The organism is Kribbella sp. NPDC050470 (assembly GCF_044458365.1).
Lineage (GTDB): Bacteria > Actinomycetota > Actinomycetes > Propionibacteriales > Kribbellaceae > Kribbella.
Genome location: NZ_JBITHV010000028.1, coordinates 1 through 1,576, shown reverse-complemented (window position 1 = coordinate 1,576; position 1,576 = coordinate 1). Strand labels below are relative to the sequence as shown.

The following is a 1,576-nucleotide window of genomic DNA, read 5'->3' as shown; positions in this document are numbered from 1 at the left end:
TCGCTGATGCTAAGAACCAGAATCCACAAGGCCTTCGGGCTGCGTGGTGGATGGTTTGACCCGAGGTGGTAGTAGGTGCATTGAGGAGTGACGCAGGAGGGTAGTCCAACCGCGGCGATGGTAGGCGTAAGCTGATCCGCGGGCAAGGTGGTAGGGCGAGGCATAGGCAAATCCGTGTCTCATTGTGCCTGAGAGCCGAGGCGGACCCGTTCAGGGGAAGTGGATGATCCCATGCTGCCGAGAAAAACTTCGCAGTGAGTGTTAGAGCCGCCCGTACCCCAAACCGACACAGGTGATCAGGTAGAGAATACCAAGGCGATCGAGTGAACCATGGTTAAGGAACTCGGCAAAATGCCCCCGTAACTTCGGGAGAAGGGGGACCGGATCCGTTACATCCTTCTCGGGTGGAAGCGGTGATGGTCGCAGAGACCAGGCCCAAGCGACTGTTTACTAAAAACACAGGTCCGTGCGAAGAAGTAATTCGATGTATACGGACTGACGCCTGCCCGGTGCTGGAACGTTAAGGGGACAGGTTAGCTGGTTTCGGCCGGCGAAGCTTTGAACTTAAGCGCCAGTAAACGGCGGTGGTAACTATAACCATCCTAAGGTAGCGAAATTCCTTGTCGGGTAAGTTCCGACCTGCACGAATGGCGTAACGACTTGGGCGCTGTCTCAACCATGGACTCGGCGAAATTGCATTACGAGTAAAGATGCTCGTTACGCGCAGCAGGACGGAAAGACCCCGGGACCTTTACTACAACTTGGTATTGGTGGTCGGTACAACTTGTGTAGGATAGGTGGGAGACTGTGAAGCTCGGACGCCAGTTCGGGTGGAGTCATCGTTGAAATACCACTCTGGTTGTTCTGGCTGTCTAACTTTGGTCCGTTATCCGGATCAGGGACAGTGCCTGGTGGGTAGTTTGACTGGGGCGGTCGCCTCCTAAAAGGTAACGGAGGCGCTCAAAGGTTCCCTCAGCCTGGTTGGCAATCAGGTGTCGAGTGTAAGTGCACAAGGGAGCTTGACTGTGAGACAGACATGTCGAGCAGGGACGAAAGTCGGAACTAGTGATCCGGCGGTGGCATGTGGGAGCACCGTCGCTCAACGGATAAAAGGTACCCCGGGGATAACAGGCTGATCTTCCCCAAGAGTCCATATCGACGGGATGGTTTGGCACCTCGATGTCGGCTCGTCGCATCCTGGGGCTGGAGTAGGTCCCAAGGGTTGGGCTGTTCGCCCATTAAAGCGGCACGCGAGCTGGGTTTAGAACGTCGTGAGACAGTTCGGTCCCTATCCGCTGCGCGCGCAGGAGACTTGAGAAGGGCTGCCCCTAGTACGAGAGGACCGGGGTGGACGAACCTCTGGTGTGCCAGTTGTTCCGCCAGGAGCACGGCTGGTTGGCTACGTTCGGGAGTGATAACCGCTGAAAGCATCTAAGCGGGAAGCACGCTTCAAGATGAGGTCTCCCACCGGGTTAACCGGGTAAGGCCCCCAGTAGACCACTGGGTTGATAGGCCAGAAGTGGAAGCACGGCAACGTGTGGAGCTGACTGGTACTAATAGGCCGAGGGCTTGTCAC

The 1,576-nt window shown here is 56.5% G+C and carries 1 rRNA gene (cut by a window edge); it reads left to right on the top strand.

The annotated features are described in order from the left end of the window. Positions 1 to 1,576 (top strand): 23S ribosomal RNA (locus ACIBGM_RS45230) (it extends 1,633 nt beyond the left edge of the window).